Annotated in this window: 15 protein-coding genes and 3 tRNA genes; 6 read left to right on the forward strand and 12 right to left on the reverse strand. The window is 52.8% G+C overall.

Annotation, left to right across the window (positions count from 1 at the left end; translation table 11 throughout):
- Nucleotides 1-24: 24 nt before the first annotated feature.
- Nucleotides 25-1230, forward strand: a complete 1206-nt coding sequence (gene csdA / locus ACQZQY_RS21725) for a cysteine desulfurase CsdA (RefSeq protein WP_431296397.1) — start codon at nucleotides 25-27, stop codon at nucleotides 1228-1230.
- Nucleotides 1231-1266: 36 nt separating this feature from the next.
- Nucleotides 1267-1701 carry a cysteine desulfurase sulfur acceptor subunit CsdE gene (csdE, locus tag ACQZQY_RS21730; RefSeq protein WP_056781786.1) on the forward strand — a complete coding sequence of 145 codons (435 nt, stop codon included), beginning with the start codon at nucleotides 1267-1269 and terminating at the stop codon, nucleotides 1699-1701.
- On the opposite strand, the gene tcdA is transcribed toward csdE, so the two are convergent.
- Both tcdA and mltA read right to left on the reverse strand, forming a co-directional pair.
- On the reverse strand, nucleotides 1689-2504 hold the full coding sequence (tcdA, locus tag ACQZQY_RS21735; RefSeq protein ID WP_122097000.1) for a tRNA cyclic N6-threonylcarbamoyladenosine(37) synthase TcdA: 816 nt from the start codon (nucleotides 2502-2504) through the stop codon (nucleotides 1689-1691). The genes csdE and tcdA overlap by 13 nt on opposite strands.
- Before the next feature lie 30 nt (nucleotides 2505-2534).
- Complete coding sequence (gene mltA, locus ACQZQY_RS21740) at nucleotides 2535-3647, reverse strand: murein transglycosylase A (protein ID WP_056781790.1); 1113 nt, start codon at nucleotides 3645-3647, stop codon at nucleotides 2535-2537.
- A 222-nt stretch (nucleotides 3648-3869) separates the two neighbouring features.
- On the opposite strand from mltA, the gene ACQZQY_RS21745 reads away from it, so the two are divergent.
- From ACQZQY_RS21745 to ACQZQY_RS21755, 3 genes are all read left to right on the forward strand, one after another.
- Nucleotides 3870-3946 (forward strand) — tRNA-Met (locus tag ACQZQY_RS21745).
- A 71-nt stretch (nucleotides 3947-4017) separates the two neighbouring features.
- A tRNA-Met gene (locus ACQZQY_RS21750) sits at nucleotides 4018-4094 on the forward strand.
- Between the two features lie 73 nt (nucleotides 4095-4167).
- Nucleotides 4168-4244: transfer RNA gene (locus ACQZQY_RS21755), tRNA-Met, on the forward strand.
- A 138-nt stretch (nucleotides 4245-4382) separates the two neighbouring features.
- Here ACQZQY_RS21755 and amiC read toward each other — a convergent pair.
- A complete protein-coding gene (gene amiC, locus ACQZQY_RS21760) occupies nucleotides 4383-5615 on the reverse strand; it encodes an N-acetylmuramoyl-L-alanine amidase AmiC (RefSeq protein WP_414070520.1) in 1233 nt (410 codons plus the stop codon).
- Between the two features lie 228 nt (nucleotides 5616-5843).
- Between amiC and argA the strand changes: the two genes are divergently transcribed.
- Nucleotides 5844-7169, forward strand: coding sequence for an amino-acid N-acetyltransferase (argA, locus tag ACQZQY_RS21765; protein ID WP_056781792.1), 1326 nt, complete (start codon nucleotides 5844-5846; stop codon nucleotides 7167-7169).
- Nucleotides 7170-7239: 70 nt separating this feature from the next.
- Here argA and ptrA read toward each other — a convergent pair whose 3' ends face one another.
- From ptrA to rppH, 9 genes are all read right to left on the reverse strand, one after another.
- On the reverse strand, nucleotides 7240-10125 hold the full coding sequence (gene ptrA, locus ACQZQY_RS21770; protein WP_217203823.1) for a pitrilysin: 2886 nt from the start codon (nucleotides 10123-10125) through the stop codon (nucleotides 7240-7242).
- A 275-nt stretch (nucleotides 10126-10400) separates the two neighbouring features.
- Complete coding sequence (locus ACQZQY_RS21775; protein ID WP_238485140.1) at nucleotides 10401-10775, reverse strand: prepilin-type N-terminal cleavage/methylation domain-containing protein; 375 nt, start codon at nucleotides 10773-10775, stop codon at nucleotides 10401-10403.
- Nucleotides 10753-11190, reverse strand: coding sequence for a YgdB family protein (locus tag ACQZQY_RS21780; RefSeq protein ID WP_421671591.1), 438 nt, complete (start codon nucleotides 11188-11190; stop codon nucleotides 10753-10755). Before ACQZQY_RS21780 ends, ACQZQY_RS21775 begins: the two co-directional genes overlap by 23 nt.
- Before the next feature lie 56 nt (nucleotides 11191-11246).
- Entirely contained in the window at nucleotides 11247-11786 is a 540-nt protein-coding gene (locus ACQZQY_RS21785) for a prepilin peptidase-dependent protein (protein WP_156362063.1), read from the reverse strand.
- A 38-nt stretch (nucleotides 11787-11824) separates the two neighbouring features.
- Nucleotides 11825-12286 carry a prepilin peptidase-dependent protein gene (locus ACQZQY_RS21790; RefSeq protein WP_238485141.1) on the reverse strand — a complete coding sequence of 154 codons (462 nt, stop codon included), beginning with the start codon at nucleotides 12284-12286 and terminating at the stop codon, nucleotides 11825-11827.
- Between the two features lie 274 nt (nucleotides 12287-12560).
- Nucleotides 12561-13355, reverse strand: coding sequence for a thymidylate synthase (gene thyA, locus ACQZQY_RS21795; RefSeq protein ID WP_056781802.1), 795 nt, complete (start codon nucleotides 13353-13355; stop codon nucleotides 12561-12563).
- 6 nt (nucleotides 13356-13361) lie between these two features.
- Nucleotides 13362-14231 (reverse strand): prolipoprotein diacylglyceryl transferase, encoded by an 870-nt coding sequence (gene lgt / locus ACQZQY_RS21800; RefSeq protein WP_217203825.1) that lies wholly within the window; start codon nucleotides 14229-14231, stop codon nucleotides 13362-13364.
- Nucleotides 14232-14412: 181 nt separating this feature from the next.
- Nucleotides 14413-16659 (reverse strand): phosphoenolpyruvate--protein phosphotransferase, encoded by a 2247-nt coding sequence (ptsP, locus tag ACQZQY_RS21805; protein ID WP_056781807.1) that lies wholly within the window; start codon nucleotides 16657-16659, stop codon nucleotides 14413-14415.
- A gap of 11 nt (nucleotides 16660-16670) precedes the next feature.
- Nucleotides 16671-17198, reverse strand: a complete 528-nt coding sequence (rppH, locus tag ACQZQY_RS21810; RefSeq protein ID WP_056781808.1) for an RNA pyrophosphohydrolase — start codon at nucleotides 17196-17198, stop codon at nucleotides 16671-16673.
- Nucleotides 17199-17496: the final 298 nt, after the last annotated feature.

Below are 17496 nucleotides of genomic sequence, written 5' to 3' on the forward strand. Positions count from 1 at the left end.
TGAAGCCGAAGGATATAACCTCGCATGACCGACTTTAACGCCGCTGATTTCCGGCGACACTTCCCCGCCCTGTCGCAGGGGCAGTGCTACCTCGACAGTGCAGCCACGGCGCTCAAACCGCAGGCCGTGATTGACGCCACTGTGAATTTTTATTCACAGGAGGGGGCGACAGTCCACCGCAGTCAGCACCGTGCGGCACAAACGCTGACCGAAGCCTACGAACAGGCACGCGTACAGGTGGCTGACTGGATCCATGCGCCACGCGCAGAGAACATTGTCTGGACACGCGGCACCACCGAGTCAGTCAATCTTGTCGCGCAAAGCTATCTGCGCCCGCGGTTGCAGGCCGGAGATGAGATTATTGTCAGTCAGGCCGAGCATCACGCCAATCTCATCCCCTGGCTGATGCTGGCCGAACAGTGTCAGGCGCGGGTTATCACGTTGCCGGTAGACGAGCGCGGTATGGCAGATATCAGCCAGCTTCCCGCCCTGCTGAATACCCGCACGCGTCTGCTGGCGATCACACAAATGTCGAACGTCACCGGCGGTATGCCCAATCTTTCACTCGCCATTAAACTGGCACACGCCAACGGCACGCCGGTTCTGGTGGATGGCGCACAGGGCGTTGTGCATTGCCCGCCGGACGTACAGCAACTTGATATCGACTTTTATGCTTTTTCCGGCCACAAGCTGTATGGCCCGACGGGGATTGGCGTGTTGTACGGTAAAACAGAATTGCTCGACAGCATGGAACCCTGGCACGGCGGCGGAAAAATGCTGACCCATGCGACAATGACCGGCTTTACGCCGCAGACGGTGCCCCATCGCTTTGAAGCAGGTACCCCCAACATTGCCGGTGTGATCGGCATGGCCGCTGCGCTGACCTGGCTGAAAACCCAAGATGTGCAGGCTGGCGAGAAACATGCGCAAAACCTGGCGGCAATGGCGGAGAAACAGTTGTCGCAGATTGAAGGTTTTCGCAGTTTCCGCGCACAGGACGCTTCGCTGCTTGCATTTGATATTGCCGGCGTACATCACAGCGACCTGGTCACCTTACTCGCGGAGCAAGGCATTGCGCTGCGCGCCGGGCAACACTGTGCACAGCCACTGATGGACGCTCTGGGCGTCAAAGGAACCCTGCGCGCATCATTCGCGCCCTATAATAATGAAGAGGATGTCGCACGCCTGGTCGGGGCGGTAAAATATGCGATGAGCCTGCTGGCTGATTAATCACATTTCTGAGACATACGCTTTTTAAGGATCACAATGCTCGCGCCACACCCTTTTGGACAGGAAATTACCGAAGCTTCGCTGACAGAAAAATTTGCTTCATTTCGTCAGTGGGAGGACCGCTATCGCCAGTTAATTCTGCTGGCGAAATCTCTGCCACCGCTGGAGGCATCATTGAAGGTGCCGGAGAATGAGCTGTCGGGATGTGAAAATAGGGTCTGGCTGGGAGCGGAAAAATCAGAAAATGGAACGATGCATTTTTACGGTGACAGCGAGGGACGGATCGTCAAAGGCTTGCTGGCAGTGCTGCTGACCGCCGTAGAAGGCAAAACGCCAGACGAGATCCTGAGTCGGGATCCGCTGGCGTTATTCGATGTGCTGGGCCTGAGAGAGCAACTGAGCACCAGCCGCTCCAGCGGGCTGAACGCACTGGCTGAAGGTGTTTTACATCTCGCCCGTCAGGCAGCCTGAGCCTGACGCTGCTGTTTTGCCATCATCTTCTTAAGAACATGAGAAACCGCGACAAAACCAAACGTGGCGGTGACCATCGTCGCTGCACCAAAACCTGAAGCGCAGTCCATACGTTTCGGGCCTTCTGCCGTCGCGCGCGATGCGCAAACTGAACCATCCGCCTGCGGGTACATCAGCGGTTCGCTGGAAAATACACAGTCAATCCCAAGCTTACCTTTACTGTTCTTCACCACGTTGAAATCGTTTTTCAGGCGCTCACGCAGTTTGGCTGCCAGCGGATCCTGTATAGTTTTCGCCAGATCCACGACGGCGATCTGCGTCGGATCGATTTGCCCGCCCGCCCCACCGGTGGTCACGACCGGGATCTTAAAACGACGACAGTATGCCAGCAGCGCGGCTTTTGGCCGCACGCTGTCGATGGCATCAATCACGTAGCTAAATCCCTTGTTGAGCATTTCAGCAACATTGTCCGGCGTAATAAAATCATCGATACAGGTCACTTTGCATTCCGGATTTATCGCCAGAATGCGCTGAGCCATTACTTCGGTTTTCGCCTGCCCGACATTTTCCCGCAGAGCGTGGATCTGCCTGTTGGTATTGGTCACGCACACATCATCCATATCAATGAGCGTAATGGCGCCAATTCCCGTACGGGCCAACGCTTCGGCAGCCCAGGAACCCACTCCGCCGATACCAATCACGCAGACATGTGCCTGTGAGAACAACGCCAGTGCCTGCTGACCATAAAGACGAGCAGTGCCGCCAAAGCGTTGCTGGTAGGCGTCGGAATATGTTGCTGTCATGACCTTCTGAACCTCAATACGTGTCGAAACTTAATTTGGCTGAGCATAGGCTGTGAACAGCGGTTTGCCATTTTGCGCTGATTTTAACACCCAGACGCGGCCATAGTGGTTATAAAATCCTGCTGAGTGTCCGGCATCGGTACCAATCCCCTGATACATATCGAAATGTTGCCCTTTAATGGCACCGCCGACGTCCAGCGCAACCATCAGACGCATATGGTATTTACCGGTGAACTTACCTTTATCATTCAGCTCAGGCACCTCCGCCAGCAGCGTGGTTCCTGCCGGGATCAGCGAGCGGTCAGACGCCACGGAAGCTTTGGCAATCAGCGGCACGCCACTTGCGCCACGAACAGGGGCAAAAGGTTCAGGTTTAAAGAATACAAATGAGGGATTCTGTTCCAGCAACTCACGGACTTCAGCGGCACTGTGCGTATCCGCCCACTGGCGGATCGCCTGCATCGACATATTCTCACGCGCGACTTCGCCACGATCGATCAGCACCTTTCCGATACTGCGATAAGCGTGACCATTTTTCCCGGCATAACCAAAGAACATGTACGGACGCCCGTCGCCGTAATCCACATAGCCGCTGCCCTGCACTTCCATCATGAAGTTATCCATCAGGGAGTTAGTCCAGGCCACTACGTAATTTTCACTCAGTGCACCTGAGTAAATCGAGGCGCGATCAGGCAGACGCCCACGTTTAGGCGGCATACGGTATAACGGATACTGGAATTCACCCTGACGCGTGTAACGCGCCTGTACCACCGGCGTATAATAGCCGGTCAGTTGCACGTTACCGAAGTTATCAGCCCCTTCCATCTGATAAGCGCTGATGCCGTACTGGCTCAGGTTGCGGGTATCAGCACCTGAACGCAGCCATTGCTGGACGGCCTGGAAAGTGGGGTTATTTCTGCCATATAAGGAAGAAGAGGCAATTTGTACCGCGGCGACCTGATTGGAGTAATCCAGGGCATTGACGGGTTTGCCTGTCGCATTCGGCTCATTGACGTATTCAAGCGCGTTATCCAGCCGCCCGTCTTTATACTGCTGACCCCGGTCGGTCGGGCGCGAGGAACAACCTGCAAGCACCGCAACAACCAAACCACCCAGCAGAAATTTACTCCAACGTCCTTTCATTATTGCCGCGCTCTCTTACTTTCATGGGAATTGACTGGCGAAACGATAACAAACGGCCTATCAGAAAGGAATTGCAATAGCCGAAAAAAGTGCCCTCGGCCAAATTGGGAAGCAATAGAGGAATTTATGCCTAAAAAGTCAGCAACCAGGTGGTTTATTTGAATAAATCCAAATAAAGGGTTGCGCGAAATCTCATGGGGAGTATAGTTCGCCTCCATCGGACGCGGGGTGGAGCAGCCTGGTAGCTCGTCGGGCTCATAACCCGAAGGTCGTCGGTTCAAATCCGGCCCCCGCAACCAATTCGATTCGCAGGCAATAAAATGCCCGATTGAATTGAACGATGAAGTAAAGAAGTAAGAAGTGCTACGGACGCGGGGTGGAGCAGCCTGGTAGCTCGTCGGGCTCATAACCCGAAGGTCGTCGGTTCAAATCCGGCCCCCGCAACCAATTCGAGACTTATGCTTATTACGCTGAGTTCGAATAATGTGAAGAAGTAAATGCAGTATTAAGTAGTGACGGACGCGGGGTGGAGCAGCCTGGTAGCTCGTCGGGCTCATAACCCGAAGGTCGTCGGTTCAAATCCGGCCCCCGCAACCAACTACTAAAATAATCAGTAAGACGTAAACATCAGGCACCTTAACGGGTGTTTTTTTGTATCTGAAGATTGAGTTAACAGCGCACCAGCCCCGAGATTTTCCCTCGCATTATCCTTAATATCCAATTCATTGCAGGCACTCAGCCATTGGCGAAATGCGCCTTAATCCCCGCCAGTATTGATTCTGCAACCTGCTGTTGAAAATGCGCGGTTCGCAGTTTTTTCTCTTCATTGATGTTACTGATGAACGCAGTTTCCACCAAAATCGACGGAATATCCGGCGCTTTCAGTACCGCAAACCCGGCCTGATCCACTTTGTTTTTATGCAGCGGATTAATCTTGCCCATCCGTGTCAGCACTTCTTTGCCAAATTTCAGGCTGTCGTTGATTGTCGCAGTCTGCACCAAATCGAACATCGTATGGTCGAGATACTTATCGCCACTTTTACTGACACCCCCTATCTGATCGGATTCATTCTGAGTCTGCGCCAGAAAACGTGCAGCTGAGCTGGTCGCGCCCTTGGTCGACAGAGCAAAAACGGATGAACCTTTGGCGGCACGGCTGGTAAAAGCATCAGCATGGATGGAAATAAACAAATCAGCCCGCAACTTTCGCGCCTTGGCGACCCGCACTTTCAGCGGAATAAACACGTCTTCATTCCGGGTCATGTAGGCTTTCATGTTCTTTTCGCGGGCGATCAGTTTTTGTAAACGACGCGCGATCTGTAAGACAACGTCTTTTTCACGGGTCTTATACTTGCCGATTGCGCCGGGGTCTTCACCGCCATGACCGGGATCCAACATAATGACCAGAGGGCGGCTGTGCCCTGCCTGCCCGTCTTTCGCCGTTTCCGGCGGCAATGTTCTGGCCACGTCCCCGCGGTTGTAATCTTCCAGTAATGCCAGCAGCGGATCATCTTCAGCGCTGACCGCCCCCTCTTCAGGGTACAAATCAACCACCAGACGATTGTGGAACTCTGCGACCGGTTTGAGTGTAAACACATGGGGATTTATGGGGCGCCTGAGCTCAAGCACCATGCGTACCGTTTGGGCATCAAACTGCCCTACCCGCGCCTGGCGAATGTACGGGTCGGTTTGCTGAACTTTTTCGCCCAAACCTTTGAGCACGCTATTCAGTTGTACACCTTCAATATCCACAACCACACGCGCAGGTGAACTCAGCAGAAACTGCTTATACTTCAGAGGAGTACTGGATTCCACAGTGATGCGGGTGTACGTCGAGGAAGGCCATATGCGCACGGCGATAACCTGTGAACTGGCGGCAAACCCCACTTTACTCACACTGAGCATCCAGGAAGCCGCTACGGTCTGAAGAAGTCGTCGTCTTCCGGGGTTGTGGTTATCGTCAGTCATGCAATCTCAAACAGGTTACAAAAATCAAAAGTGATGATAAAAAACTCAGTTTGGGAATTTTAACTAATCCTTCCCTGCATGTCATTCCTTAACATTATTTTGATAAATCAATTTGTTGAGTGTTTGTAATCGTTGTTAGTAGAAAAACAGAGATTTCTTACTTGCCACACAGCCCTAAAAGAATAAAAATACAAAAATTACGAATAAAAATTCAAATGAGGTTTTGCCGTGAAGGAACGTAGCACTGAATTGGTCCAGGGATTTCGCCACTCCGTTCCCTACATAAATGCTCACCGTGGCAAAACATTCGTTGTTATGCTCGGTGGTGAAGCCATTGAACATGAGAACTTCAGCAACATCGTCAATGATATCGGGCTGTTACACAGCTTAGGTATCCGGCTGGTGGTGGTGTATGGTGCCCGTCCGCAAATCGATGAGAATCTGGCAGAGCATCACTGCGAGCCGATTTATCATAAAAATATCCGTGTTACCGATGCCCGTACACTCGAGCTGGTGAAGCAGGCTGCGGGGTTGTTACAGCTCGATATCACCGCCCGCCTGTCGATGAGCCTGAATAATACTCCGCTGCAGGGTGCGCACATCAATGTTGTTTCCGGTAACTTTATTATCGCGCAACCTTTGGGCGTAGATGACGGTATCGACTATTGCCACAGTGGCCGTATCCGTCGCATCGACGAAGAGGCCGTTCACCGCCAGCTTGACAGCAATGCCATCGTGCTGATGGGGCCGGTAGCCGTATCCGTTACCGGAGAAAGTTTTAACCTGACTTCTGAAGAAGTGGCGACGCAACTGGCCATCAAGCTGAAAGCCGAAAAGATGATCGGTTTCTGCTCGTCGCAGGGCGTGATTAATGAGGAAGGGAATATCATTTCTGAGTTGTTCCCGAACGATGCGCAGCAACGCATTGATAAGATGGAAGCCAGCGGCGATTACCTTTCGGGGACAGTGCGTTTCCTGCGTGGCGCGGTGAAAGCCTGCCGCAGCGGTGTGCGTCGCAGCCACCTGATCAGCTATCAGGAAGACGGTGCGCTGATTCAGGAACTGTTCTCGCGTGACGGTATCGGTACCCAAATTGTGATGGAGAGTGCGGAGCAGGTGCGCCGTGCAACGATCAACGATATCGGCGGGATCCTCGAGCTTATCCGCCCGCTTGAACAACAGGGTATTTTGGTTCGTCGCTCCCGCGAGCAGCTGGAGATGGAAATCGATAAATTCACGATTATCGAAAGGGATAACCTGACCATTGCCTGTGCGGCGCTGTATCCGTTCCACGATGAAGGTATCGGGGAAATGGCCTGCGTGGCAGTTCATCCTGATTACCGCAGTTCTTCACGCGGTGAAATGTTGTTACAGCGTGTGGCCAGTCAGGCAAAACAAATGGGGCTTAACCGCCTGTTCGTGCTGACGACCCGCAGCATTCACTGGTTCCAGGAACGCGGGTTCAAACCGGCTGAAGTTGATGTTCTGCCGATTCAAAAGCAGGAAATGTACAACTATCAGCGCCGGTCGAAGATCTTAATTTCCGAACTGTAAGCGCTCTGGTGCACATACTATAAAGGGCGCAAATGCGCCCTTTATAGTTTTCCTGCTCACTAATCTCACATTAATGTGAAGTCTGAGATTTCAGGGTTTGCTGCAGCGTCGAGGTGTCGGCATAGGTTTTGAATCCTTCCGGCGCCGCATACTGTGGGGTCTTGCTGTCATTGCCGGAAACTTGCGACAACATCGCCAGTCCGTCCTGTTTAATCACTGCCTGATGGAAGTAGTCCGCCAGCTGCGTCTGCGTCAGCCCCGCAATGACACGAATGACGTTGGTGCGCGTATCAAACTGCGCATTCCCCCGGCTGAAATCATTGCCCAGGCGGTCTGACTCTTCATCCAGCGTTTGCGGACGCTGCTGCATTTCATTCACCAGACCCTGTTTGTACTGAACAAACTCGGCATCTTTCATTTCCCGCAAACGCTTCTCAGCCTGTGGGTAAAAGGCTAGGTACCGCTGATACAAATAGTCCGGTTGCTTACTGTTACTTTGCAGCAGGAAACCAATACCCCACTGTTTGCCAACAGGAATGGGGAAGGCGAACACCGCGTAACCCAGTTGCTCCTGGGTGCGCAGCTGGCTATAGAACCATGGCTGGATGATTTGCCCGAGCAATGCGCTGTAGCCCATGCTCTGAATTTCATCATAACCTGTTGGCACATATACGGCGGCCAGCGCCGAGTCAGAACTGCTGCCCGTCCGCTGAATATTGGCTTTCAACGGCTCCGTGACGACGGCCTGCGTTCCACGCCACCACTGTGTGCCGTGCGCCCCCAGCTTCTGCATAATCTGCAGGGACATGGCTTTTACCTGATCCCCGGTCATATTGCCCACCACCATGATCTCAACGGCGGCGTGGTGAATAAGTTGCTCACGGTAAGCGTTCACATCTTCCAGTGTGATACCCGCAACCAGTTTCTCCCGTTCTGAACGTTCGGTGTAAGGTACCCGCGACAATAACTGAACCGGCTGCAGCGCCAGTTCGAAAGCTTTACCTTTATCCGCCGATGCCAGACGTTCCAGATACCACGATTTCGCCTGATCCAGCTGTTCCTGCGTCGGTTTAAAATCAGGGTAACTCTCCACCAGCGTAGCCAGCAGATCTGGCAGACATTCGGTGAAACCGCTGGCGGTAAACTGCAGTCCATTATCCGGCGACGTCCCAAAACTCAGCCCGCCGATAGAAGCCTGATAACTCAGCTGATCAAATGCCACACCGGTCAGATAGTCAGTCAGACCGTAAAGTACCTGGTTTTTCGCCGTACTTAACGCCTGCTCATTGCGAAAAGAAACCGTCACATTGGCTTTGGGCTCATCGGCAAAGTAGCGGCTTGGCATATAGAAAACGCGCAGGCCTTTATCTTCAATCAGAAGTTCAGGTTTGGTGGCCGTGGCGTTTTTAGTCACCAGCGCCAGCGAGTCGGGAATATAAGGGTTCAGCTCAGGCAGAGAAAGTTTGATGTCCTTCCCCAGCGCTTTCCATTGTTCATAGGTTTGCGGTGGGACTTTATCAACCTGATAAGGCGCATTCACAAAATAGGCAACTTTGTTGTGCGGCTCGTTGGGACTGATAATCCAGTAACGCGCATTCTGTGGGGTCATTTCATCCAGACGCGATTCAATCGCTTTAGGATCATATTGATCCGTCAGATATGGCGAATCCAGAACGTGTTCAACCGGTACGCGCAGCATGGTATCCACCAGCCATTCAACGTAGTCCATATCCCGCGTCAGCGCGGGATACCGGAAATCAAGCGCCATCACATGCGCGATTTCATCAAAATAGCTTTTGTTAATGCCCTGCCCGCGCATCTCCTGGAGATAACTGAAAATGGCGGCAATCACTCTGTCGCGCTCAGCCAGACCTTTGTCCGTCAGGGATACCGAAATGTTAAATACGCCCTGATTGCGGTTAACCATCGGGTCTGCCCCCGCACTGATACCGTCGGAGTAACCTTGCTTTTGTAACCAGTCAGATAATGTATTCAGGCTGCGGTTTCCGATCAGATAGCTGATATAGGTATCTGTCTTACTGCGAAACGCTGCGCTGTTGTTATCAATGGCAAACTCTACGCGCAATTCTTTGCGGGGCTGTGCCGGAACAAAATGGATATATTCACCTTTTTGCTCGTCCGTTAATGTGGGAACGGTAATCGGTGGTACTGCAGCATGATGATTGGCAATACTCCCGAAGGTATTCCCGGCCAGCTCAGCCAGCTCCGGCAACGGCTTATTACTATAAATCACACCGACCATCAGATTCGCCGAATAGTAACGGTGATAAAATTCCGTCAGTTTCTCGTGCAGATTGCTGCCTGGTTTGTCTTTCAGAGTATCCAGATTCCCGCCGGAATAACGGGAGCCGGGATGCGCGGGATTTAGGGTTTCAGCCCGCACCTGGGCCATACGCATTCCATCGCGCGAGCGCGCCATGGTCAGCTCAGCATTCACCGCGTTACGCTCGCGATCGCCGTTGGCAGGATCCAGTGAAGGTTCACCAATAGCATCGGCAAGGCGATCTACCGCTTCCGGCAGGGCATCATTTTCAACTTCCAGATAAAAGGCTGTGCGGTAGGAAGCCGTGCTGCCATTGTGGCTGCCGCCGTGTTTTTTGAGGAATTCAGAAAGGCTTTCAGGCTGAGGATATTTTTTTGAGCCCATCAGCAACATGTGTTCGGTGTAGTGAGCCAGACCTAACTGTGAATCCGGGTCTTCCAGCGAGCCTACGGGGATAGCCAGAGCGGCAAGTGACTTGGGCGCCTCAGGATCAGAAACCAGCAAAACCGTCATATCATTGGCCAGCTTTATCGCCTGATACTGACGCGGGTCGTTCTGACTTTTATTGATAGCTTGTGCATAAGGCTGCCAACCGGCAGCGCTTGAAACAACAGGGGCCCAAAAGGTCAATAACAACAGTAACCCTGAAATTCGGGTAACCTGTTTTAACATTGCCACTCTCCCTCAATCAAATAAACATGCCACGTGGGCAAAAATAACGGTTCACCAACTGATGAACCTCAACCTGCTGTTTTATGCCGTTGAGTCTGATAAGACCCCGCGGATGCAGGATAGTTGTCACAATCTCAGTACCGTGATGTGCATTCTGGCGTAATGTCACAGTTTGCGACCTGTCGCGATATTACACGCCCGGTTAATTCCTCGGTCTTAAACCACTCTATGCAGTTGGGCTGCTATTGCAAGCGGCTTGGCGGTATTTTTCCTGCTTAGCCGGCGGGGTTCCCCGTGCCAGGCTCACAAAGTAAACGTTGTAAACGTGCCTGATAATGTGTGGGAGTCAGGATCACCACGTTAATCCGCTGGCAGCGTTGCCCCACGGGAAAGACCGACAACTGATACTCCCAGCCTTTAATTTGCGGTTCAGTCACGTTTCCGGTGGCCGAATAGGCTTCTAACTGTGAGTGAGCCTCCGACCACGCCTGCTGCACCTGCCACTGACGCATAAAGCCATGACTCAGTGACTGAAAATAATTAAGCAATCCCAGAACAGATACCGAAAGCAGCAGCGCGGCGATCAGCGCTTCCGGCAGGCTAAACCCCTGCTGATTCTTCTCAGCCTTATTCATTGCAAAACTGCTCATCAGCTTCCGGGCAGAAATCCAGCCAGCCTTGTCTGAGAGGTGAAAAAGCCAGTGAACCGTCGGCTTGTTTTTGCATGCTGACCTGTTGATAAAGCCTCACAGGTTCCCCACCTTGGGCCAATACACCTTCCCCGCGAACCACAAAAACGTCAATTCTCAGCGAAGGGCGTACACATGCCCGCCCGGATCCGGCGCCAACAACGACTGCCGGGACGTCCTGACATTGCCACTTAGCATCATTGAACGCCTTCCAGGGCTGGCTGACTCCCCAGCTTAATGACGATGCGGCATTTTCCCAGGCGATCACATAACGGTGCTGGTTTGAGGTCAGCGCCAGTCCGGCGGAAAGCTGTTGCTGTAAAGCATTAAGGGCAATGATCCCCAACCCCATCATCACCATGATGCTTAAAATCATGGCACTGCCCTGCTGGCGATCAGGATGATTTTTCGCTGTGTTCTTTTCCAATGAGTTCACAGAGAATGCCCTGCAATCTGAGCGTCAACCTGCCGGTGAATAAGCGGGTTTTTACTCCAGTGGGCGTCAATTTGCAGAGAAAACAAGTTTCCTGAATGCAGACCAGAACTTTCAGTTACAACAAATTTCGTGACGGTGACTTCCGCCGGATCGAGTAATTTCTCCCACCCTGAACTGCCGCACGACTCTGTGCCACGCTGCATTTCAATCCCTCCCTGTCGCAGGCGATAACCAAAATACTCTGATTCCGCGGTGCCCGGTTTCTCCCAGCGCCCGTTGCGATTCAGATCATAGATGACAATGATGCAGGAACCCGCGGGCTCACCGGACGCATTGCCGATGATGACTGTTTTGCCCTGACAGATACCATTACAAAACCCGGCGCGCCGCACATCTTTTTCGATGGTAAAAGCGGTCTGATGCAGTAACTCCTCAAGCTGATAATGTCTCCCCAGGCTTTGGCTGCGCTGGCGCATCAGCGGATAAATTTGCGCGGCACTGAGCATAAGCATACTGCCGACACCCATCGCCATCATCACTTCCGGCAGGGTGAATCCGTTGGCACGATGATGAATCACTGGCACACACCGATGCCCAGTACAGGCTGATTCTCGCTGCAGATACGCAGCCGCCCTCTGGCTGAGAGCACCACGCGCAAACTTCCGGCGGTATTTTTTAACGTCAGATGCCCTGCCAGTGCGGCATTACGCAGCCCGTAAAAGCCCATCGATTTATCGGTAAAATCGAGCAATTCTATATCCGCTTCGCCGACAGCAAATACTCTGCCACTGGCCGCATGGCAGTCGGCCGGGCGCAGCCCTGCGCCCACGCAACCGGCGGTTCCACCGATGGCCCACAACACGGCGGAGCGATTGTAATTATTGGCTTCGGCCTGCAGGCCATAGAGATATAAACGTAACTGCTGAGCCTGTTGCTCAAGCTTTAACGCCTGCTGGTAACCTCGCCAGCTGTGCAATCCCCAAAGAGTGCACATTGCCACCAGCGCAACGACGACCATCATTTCTATCAGCGACATTCCCTGCTCCCCTGAACGTTCGTTTTTTTTCATGCGGTCAGGGTAAGCATTTAAATTTTCGGTGCCACAGGCAAAAAACCTTTCTCCGCGATGCCTTCAGAAGAAAATGTGCAACAAAGCACCCTAAACAAAAATGTTGCGGGGCGTCTCGCAGAAACAATAGTCAGGGCGAAATAGCGGTGGGAATCGTCAGAAAAAAGCGTAGAAAGTGGCGCAACAGAAAGGCGGTACGTCAGAGGGATCGCTGCCTGACGCGGGGTCAGGCAGCAGACGATCAGATAGCGACAGGTGCTTTGATTGCAGGATGCGGGTCGTATCCTTCGATTTCGAAATCGTCGAAGTTGTAATCAAACAGGGAGGCAGGTTTGCGTTTAATAATCAGTGTTGGCATTGCGCGAGGTTCACGGCTCAGTTGCAGATGCGTCTGTTCCATGTGGTTGTTGTAGAGATGGGTGTCACCACCGGTCCAGACAAAATCACCCACTTCGAGATCGCACTGTTGCGCCATCATATGTACCAGCAGCGCATAGCTGGCGATGTTAAACGGCAGGCCGAGGAAGATATCGCAAGAGCGCTGATACAGCTGGCAGGACAATTTACCATTCGCCACGTAAAACTGGAAGAAGGCATGGCAAGGCGCCAGCGCCATCTGATCCAGCTCGCCCACATTCCACGCCGATACGATGATACGACGGGAATCAGGGTCGCTTTTCAGCTGATTGATAACATTCGTCAACTGGTCAATCTGCTTACCGTCGGCTGCGCCCCAGGCGCGCCACTGTTTGCCATATACCGGGCCGAGATCGCCGTTTTCATCGGCCCATTCGTCCCAAATGCTGACGTTGTTTTCACGCAGATAGGCGATATTCGTTTCACCTTTCAGGAACCACAGGAGTTCATGAATGATTGAGCGCAAATGACAGCGTTTGGTGGTGACCAGCGGAAAACCTTCCTGCAAGTTGAAACGCATCTGATGACCGAAAATCGACAATGTGCCAGTACCCGTACGGTCGGCTTTAGGTGTGCCTTCATCGAGCACTTTCTGCATTAAATCCAGATACTGTTTCATGTTACCTCACGACAATTGTTTCTGCGGACGACGATATGCCCAGACCATCATAATCAGGCCGATGGCCACCATCGGGATGGACAGAACCTGTCCCATGCTGATGACGCCGTCGAACAACCCAAGCTGTGCATCCGGCTGGCGGAAGTACTCAACGATAATGCGGAATAAGCCATAACCGATCAGGAATAAACCTGATACCGCACCTATCGGGCGTGATTTGCGGATAAAGACATTCAGGATGATAAACAGCACGACACCTTCGAGCAGCAATTCATACAGCTGAGAAGGATGACGCGGCAGCACACCGTACTGGTTCAGCAGCGGCTGCCATTTAGGATCCGCAGCGGCAATGGCGATATCTTCCTGACGGGAACCTGGGAAAAGCATTGCCCATGGCACATCGGTGGTCACACGCCCCCACAGCTCGCCGTTGATAAAGTTGCCAAGGCGACCGGCACCAAGACCAAACGGGATCAGTGGCGCGATGAAATCTGCAACCTGGAAGAAATTACGTTTGGTGCGGCGGGCGAAGACCAGCATCACAACGATCACACCAAGCAGACCGCCGTGGAAGGACATACCGCCGTCCCACACTTTGAACAGATAGAGCGGATTGTCGAGGAACAGAGGCAAATTGTAGAAGAATACGTAGCCAATACGGCCGCCAAGGAATACGCCAAGGAAACCGGCATACAGCAGATTTTCAACTTCGTCTTTTGTCCAGCCACTGCCCGGTTTGTTCGCACGGCGCACGGCCAGCCACATTGCGAAGACAAACCCGACCAGATACATCAGTCCGTACCAGTGAAGGGATACCGGTCCGATAGAGAAAATCACCGGATCAAACTGGGGAAACGCCAGATAGCTGTTGCTCATCTATCACCACAAATTGTTTATTGTTTTAGCCCGGTTAGGGGTCAGCAGGAGGCGAATAGTAGCATAAGCCGGAGGTTTTCCGTGGCTACGCCGGGGGAAAAGTTCTGTAAAAAATCGTCTCAGTTTGCCCGGCCTGAGATGCGGGCTTAAACGACGCGACAGGAAATGCCGCGCCCGAAGGTTATTTACCGCCGCGAATCAGTCCGCCTAAACCGCGTCTTTCCATAAATGCCGCCGTCATGTGGCGTACATCCGTGGTGAAATGGGCCTGTAAAACCCGGCCAGCCAGTTCTTCGGCATCCGCTAAATCGATGCGGCGCAGCAAGTATTTCACACGAGCGACACTGCGCCCGTTCATGCTGAGATTACGGTAACCCATGCCGGTCAGCAGCAAGGCGCCCATCGGATCACCGGCCATTTCACCACACAGGCTGACGTCGAGCCCGATAGCTTCTGCACTGGTGATGATTTGCCTGAGCACACGAAGCATCGCCGGATGCAGGCTGTCATAGAGCCCTGCAACGCGGGTGTTGTTGCGATCGACGGCCAGCAGGTATTGCGTTAAATCGTTAGTGCCGACAGAGATAAACTCCACTCTTCCGGCCAGCGCAGGCAACATAAAGATCATCGACGGCACTTCGATCATCACGCCGATACGCGTGCGTGGCAGTTCGTAGCCGAGTTGCTCCTGCACTTCACGACCGGCGCGATCGATAAGCCTGCGCGCTTCATCAATTTCTTCCAGGCTGGTGACCATGGGCAGCAAAATACCAAGATTACCGGTCGCCGCATTGGCTCGCAGCATCGCGCGAACCTGGATCAGGAAGATTTCAGGTTGATCGAGCGTAATGCGGATACCACGCCAACCCAGACACGGATTTTCTTCACTGATGGGCATATAGGGCAGCTGTTTATCAGAGCCGATATCCAGCGTTCGCAGCGTCACAGGCTTTTGCGGGAACAGCTGCAACATGCCCTGATACTGCGCCACCTGCTCCTCTTCAGAAGGGAAACCGCTTTGCAGCATGAAAGGGATTTCGGTACGGTAAAGCCCGACGCCGTCAACGCGGCTGCCAAACAACTTTTCATGATCGGCGCTCAGACCCGCATTGAGCATCACATGCACTCTTTCGCCACTTTTCAGCGCCGCTGGCTGGTCAACGTCGTCTTCCGCACGCTGGCTCAGTTCCATTTCTTCGCTGATAAGACGCTTATACTCTGCGACCAGTACCGGTTCAGGGTCGATCAGCAGTTCGCCGCGATAGCCATCGACAATCAGCTGACGCTGGCTAAGCAGCGCAGGCTGAATATCTGCGCCCATAATGGTCGGCACGCCCATTGCGCGCACCAGAATGGCGGCATGAGAGTTGGCCGCACCGTCGCGTACCACTACGCCAGCCAGCCGGTCCTGAGGGACTTCGGCTAACAGTGTGGCGGTCAGTTCGTCGGCCACCAGAATGAAGCGTTCAGGCCACTGAGTATTGCCCTGAATTGAATCGTCGAGATGGAAAACAAGACGCTGCCCGAGCGCACGTAAATCACTGCCGCGTTCACGCAGGTAGGTATCCTGCAGGCTGGCAAACTGCGCCGCAAACTCCTCAACCACCTTTTTTACTGCCCATTCGGCCACTGCGCCCTGATCGATCTGAGCAAACAGTTCACGTTTCAGGCGGGCATCATTGAGCAGGTGGGAGTAGAGATCGAAAATCGCGGCACTTTCTTTTTGTGCACTGGCGGTAAAGCGTTTACTGAAACGGCGGAACTCGGCACCGGCATCTTCCAGCGCGCGGGTCAGCCGCTCACGTTCACGTACCGTATCCAGCGTGGATGCCATATAGACATGTTCGAGGGAAGGCTGCGAACTGTCCTGCCAGCCGATACCAATCGCCACACCCGGCGAAGCCGCCAGCGCACGCACGCGCGTCTGGCGAAAACGGCCATAAAGCACATTCAGCTGTGCCTGCGAAAGGATCGCCGCCAGCTGGGTTGCCAGTGTGACTAAAAATGACTCTTCACTTTCATCGAACTGGCGGTGCTCACGCTGTTGAATAACCAGCACGCCCAACAGCTGTCGACGGTGAATGATCGGCACACCTAAAAAGGATCGGAAAAGATCTTCTTTTACGGCGGGAATATATTTAAAGCTTGGATGACTCTGTGCGTCGGCAAGGTTGATAGGTTCAGCCAGGCGGCCAACCAGACCCACGATCCCCTGATCAAACGCAAGCGTGACCGTGCGCCCGCGAGGTTTTTTCAAACCTCGCGTCGCCATCAGGTAATAACAACGCCGGTCGTTATCTGCGAGATAAACAGAACACACTTCAGTGTCCATCGCCAGGCAGGTTTCATTGACCAGAACGTCCAGCGCATCATTCAGGCTGGCCGCCATTGCTACCTTTTCAACAATTTCTCGCAAACGCGTGAGCATCTCTTCGCGACTTAGCCTCTTTTACGACGATAAGCGGGCGATGTCTTGGGAAGGGAGATTTCCTGCATCGGCATAATGGTTGTCGAAAACTCTTTCATCACACGACGATAAACATCGCGTTTGAATGACACCACCTGACGAACCGGATACCAGAAACTCACCCAACGCCAGCCATCAAATTCAGGCGTGCTGCTGCGCTGCATATTGATATCAGCATCGTTACACATCAGTTGCAGCAAGAACCATTTTTGCTTTTGGCCGATACAAACCGGCTTTGTGTCCCAACGCACCAAACGTTTTGGCAATTTATATCGTAACCAGTTGCGGGTCGAAGCCAGAATACGCACATCTTTACGGCTCAGACCTACCTCCTCAAACAGCTCGCGGTACATTGCCTGCTCAGCGGTTTCACCGGGGTTAATGCCTCCCTGAGGAAACTGCCAGGAGTGCTGACCGTATCGTCTGGCCCATAACACCTGACCCTGCTTGTCACAGATTACGATACCAACATTCGGGCGGTAGCCATCATCATCGATCACCGGACTACCTCAATAGCTTAAAATCATAGATGTTGTGATTGTTTCACACTACCAACAGGCGGTAAACCACTGGTTAGCGCTGATCCGCACGAATAAAAATGGGATAACTTTCACTTAACAGCAAAGTTATAAACAGATTCTGTTCGACGCCCGCGATTTTATTCACTTTTTCTGTGGATAGATGTGTGCAGAACTTAAGAGTAAGCAGGGTAAAACTCTCGTGAACTTATCCCCAACCTCAAAATTAACATTTATAAAATCGTTAATAAGCATGGAGTTATAGCATAAAAATGAGGTT

Origin of the sequence: Rahnella sp. PAMC25559 (genome assembly GCF_050632365.1) — a bacterium.
In the GTDB taxonomy this organism is placed as follows: domain Bacteria; phylum Pseudomonadota; class Gammaproteobacteria; order Enterobacterales; family Enterobacteriaceae; genus Rahnella; species Rahnella rivi.